The 3851-nt window shown below is 71.3% G+C and carries 4 protein-coding genes; all 4 read right to left on the bottom strand.

All coding sequences use genetic code 11. From position 1 onward, the window contains the following. Nucleotides 1-71 precede the first annotated feature (71 nt). Nucleotides 72-1124 carry a hypothetical protein gene (locus ACFWZ5_RS44585; protein ID WP_384892865.1) on the bottom strand — a complete coding sequence of 351 codons (1053 nt, stop codon included), beginning with the start codon at nucleotides 1122-1124 and terminating at the stop codon, nucleotides 72-74. 16 nt (nucleotides 1125-1140) lie between these two features. Beyond that, a complete protein-coding gene (locus tag ACFWZ5_RS44580) occupies nucleotides 1141-2181 on the bottom strand; it encodes a polyprenyl synthetase family protein (protein WP_384892862.1) in 1041 nt (346 codons plus the stop codon). A gap of 99 nt (nucleotides 2182-2280) precedes the next feature. Continuing rightward, nucleotides 2281-3222, bottom strand: coding sequence for an ABC transporter permease (locus ACFWZ5_RS44575; RefSeq protein ID WP_384892859.1), 942 nt, complete (start codon nucleotides 3220-3222; stop codon nucleotides 2281-2283). 8 nt (nucleotides 3223-3230) lie between these two features. Next, nucleotides 3231-3851 (bottom strand): ABC transporter ATP-binding protein (locus ACFWZ5_RS44570; protein ID WP_384892856.1); only part of this gene is annotated, 621 nt, incomplete at its 5' end.

Below are 3851 nucleotides of genomic sequence, written 5' to 3'. Positions count from 1 at the left end.
AGGTCGCGGTGATCACCGTAGGGGTTCTGCCGCAGTAGATCCGGTATTTACCGCGGCAGACGGCGGGCAGGTCAGGACTGGTCCCACCACCAGGCGATGGACCGGTAGGGGGGCGGCCCTGTGGTGGCGTCGCTGGGTCCTCCGGTCTGGGTTGCGGCCTTGAGGAACTGTTCGTGTGTCAGGTCGGGGCAGATGTCTTTGATTTTGTAGCGCACGGAGTTGAGCGACCATGCGATGTTCCCTGGCACGGCGGCGATGATGCCGTCCAGGAAGTTTCGGGTGTCTTGGCTGAACTTCCGTTGTGCTGTCTGGTTGAGGTCCAAGGCGAGTTTGAAGATGCGGTCACGCAGGCCCACCGATTGAGTGATCGCTTGTTCCTGGGGTGTGCTGGGCTGCTCGTTCCGCAGGACGTTCACGATATTGAGGCTGTGGCCGACATCGTCACCGTGGCGCAGGGACGACAGCAGGTCGTTGTCGATCAGGGCGGTCGTGAACGCGGCTTCCTGCACGGCCCGGGCGAGCGGATGGTAGATCTCGGAGGCGGGCACTTCAGGGCCGAGCCCTACCTCGACGCACGCCTCCATCTGGGCAGCGACGGCGGGATAGTGCAATGACAGGTACGCGTCTACGTCTGGCAGTGGCAGCTGGCGTGCCCCCACCTCCCAGGCGGTTCCGAACATCCAGGAGCGCAATCCTTCGTGGAAACGGCGCATCTGGGGCGGTGCGGCCCAGGTCCGCATGTCGCGGATGAGATCGGCCAGGCACAGCGCGTGCTGGTCGTCGCAGAGGAGTCGGCTGTCGGGTGCTTGGCTGGTGTGGACGAGCCGCAGTGCGAAGTCGACGAACTCCCGCTGTGCGAGGGTGAGATTGCGGTCTGCTCGGTCGTCGAGGGAGAAACCCCACGCCGAGTAACGGCACAGGAACGCTTCCCGCTCGTCGAGTCCGTCAGGGATGGTGAAGGTGATGAATTCGGCGGAAAACCGCGCCAGCCAGTCCCGTTTTTCCTCTTCTACCAGCGGGAACCTGTCCAGCCAGCTCCGCGCTTCGTTGATCAGCTCTGTATTGCGCGGGTGGATGCGCGGTGGAACCGGGCACCACAGCCTGTAGGGGAACTCGGGGGTCACGGATCTCCGCCTTCTGTCAGTGGTTGCGGCTGCTGATCAGATGGGCCAGCGCGGTCAGTTCCGCCGCCGCAACCTCACCCGGGCGGGCCGCGGTCAGCTGCGCCAGGGCCTGCTGGATGTGTCGGTCGGCCTCCTGGGCTGCCCAGAAGCGGCCCCCGGCCGCCTCCACCAGCTGTGCCGCCCGCGCCAGCTCTGCCGGGGACAAGGGCCCTGGGTCGGCGTAGAGGAGGGACAGTTCCCGCCCGGCCGCACCGTCCGTGGCCAGGGCGGCCGTGACCGGCAGGGACTTCTTGCGCGCGGCCAGGTCCGCCCCGGCGGGCTTGCCGGTGCGTGCCGGATCCCCCCAGATCCCCAAGAGGTCATCGACCAGTTGGAAGGCGGCCCCCACATGCGCGCCGAACGCCCGCAGATGCCCCACCCGTTCCGCATCCGCCCCGCCCGCCAGCGCCCCCAGCGCGCAGGAGACCGCGATCAATGCGCCGGTCTTCCCGGCCGCCATCGCCACGCACTCTTCTACCGACACCGCGGACCGGCCTTCCAGCAGGGTGTCGGTGTACTCGCCGTCGATCAGGTCCTGCACCGCCGCCGTCAGCAGGCCCGGCCCCGCCCCGTCCAGCGGCGGCGGCGCCTCGGACACCGCCTGGACGGCGAGGAAGAACAGCGCGTCACCGGCCAGGATGGCGGCCGGCACCCCCGACAGCGCCCACAATGCGGGGCGCCCGCGCCGCAGCCGGTCGCCGTCGATGATGTCGTCGTGCAGCAGGGAGGCGTTGTGCACCAGCTCCACCGCGACCGCCGCCGGCAGGGCCGCCGACCGCGCTCCGCCGACCGCCTCGCAGGCCAGCAGCGCCAAAGCAGGCCGTACCGCCTTGCCCGCACTGTTCTCCAGGGGGCGGCCCGCCTGGTCCCACCAGCCGAAATGCACCCCTACCGGATGCCGGATCCCTGCGGGCAGCCGGTCGGCCGCCGCACGCAGGACCGGAAACGTTTCCCTACCCGTATCCCGCAGGATCTGCCGCGCATCGCGCACCGGCCGCGCCGGAGCGACCACCGTCATGCCGACCGCCTCCCCGCAAGGTGGACCGTATCGTCACGCGCCCGGCCGGTGTCCTGGCGCGGTTCCGCCTTCCATCTGACACGTACACGCGGCCTCTGGTCAGGGCGGGACAGGGGCTGACGGCAGCACAGGGCGCATCCATGGCCCCGGCCCTGCACCCGTGCACCACCGTGGATGCAGCACGCCCCCAGGAGCCGCCCCCGCAGCCCCCCGTGTGGCCCTCGGACGGTTCCGGCCCTCGCGGACTACGGTGAACGCGAACAGATGCAGGGCGCCTGACCGGGGCTGCCACCGCCGAAGCCCCTGAGCCGGACCGGTGCTGTCACAGGTGCGGTGCCGCAAGGTCACCGCTCCGATCGCTATGGCCAGGACCAGGAACCCGGACACGACGGTGATGTCGGTGAAGTAGGCCCCGGGGGCGGCGGGCCGGGTGGCCAGGCGGGCGGTGGCCTCCACGGCGTAGGTCATCGGCAGCAGGTCCGAGACCGTCTGCAGTGCGGCGGGCATCTGCGGGTGGGGGACGAACAGGCCGCACAGGAGGAACTGGGGCAGCAGCAGGGCGGGCAGGTACTCCACGGCCTGGAACTCGGTGCGGGCGAAGGTGCTCACCAGCAGCCCCATCGCGGCGCCCAGCACGGCATTCAGGGCCGCCGTGGCACCCAGCACCACCACCGGGGCGGCCACCGGCATGCCCAGCACACCCGCCGCCAGCACGGCGGTCACCCCGGCCTGCAGGACGGCGAGCACGCCGAAGCCGAGCAGGTAGCCCACCAGGAGCTCGACGCGCCGCAGCGGCAGGCATCCCAGCCGCTCCAGCGTGCCACCGGCCCGCTCCCGCACCATCACGATCGACGCGGCCATGAACATCACGATCAGCGGGAACACCCCGAACAGCTGCGGACCCACCCGGTCGAAGACGCCCGGGACGCGGCCGAACAGGGCGCGCAGCAGGGCTAGGAGCCCGCAGGGCACGCACAGCACCAGCACCACCCCCGCCGGGTCGCCGCCCGTCTGCACCAGGACCCGGCGGGCGGTCGCCACCGCCCCGCTCACTGCGCCTGCCCCGGTGGGGGCGGCACCCGTTGCGGCGATCGGACCAGGGCCACGAACGCCTCCTCCACCCGTGCGGTGCCGGTACGCGCCAGCAGCTCGTCCCGGCGGCCCGCCGCGAGCAGGCGGCCCCCGCGCAACAGCAGTAGCCGGTCGCAGCGGTCAGCCTCGTCCATCACATGGCTGGACACCAGCACCGTCGTCCCCTGACGCGCGAAGGCGGCGAACTGCTCCCACAGCTTGAGCCGCAGCAGCGGGTCAAGCCCGACGGTGGGTTCGTCCAGCACCAGCAGCGCAGGCCGCCCCAGCAGGGCGACGGCGAGGGAGACCCGCGAGCGCTGCCCGCCGGAGAGGCGGTCCACCCGCACCCGGGCCTGCCCGGCCAGGTCCACGGCCTCCAGCACCCGGTCCGCCTCCGTTCCCCGGCCCGGCCGTGGCAGGCGGCGTGCGGCGGCGAAGTAGCGCAGGTTCTCCCGCACGCTCACATCCGCGTACAGCGACGGTGTCTGCGGCATGTAGCCGATCTGGGAACGCAGCGCCCCCGACCCGGCGGGCAGTCCCAGCACCTCCAACTGCCCGCGGACCTGGGCCTGGATTCCCACGACGGCCCGCAGCAGGGT

Origin of the sequence: Streptomyces sp. NPDC059003, from assembly GCF_042740445.1 — a bacterium.
GTDB lineage: Bacteria > Actinomycetota > Actinomycetes > Streptomycetales > Streptomycetaceae > Streptomyces.
The sequence above is the reverse complement of the archived record's forward strand: the minus strand, read 5'-3'. Positions and strand labels throughout refer to the sequence as shown.

Excerpts from the sequence above, each read along its gene's own strand:
- ACFWZ5_RS44580 (WP_384892862.1), bottom strand. The coding sequence starts at position 2,181 with ATGACGGTGGTCGCTCCGGCGCGGCCGGTGCGCGATGCGCGGCAGATC.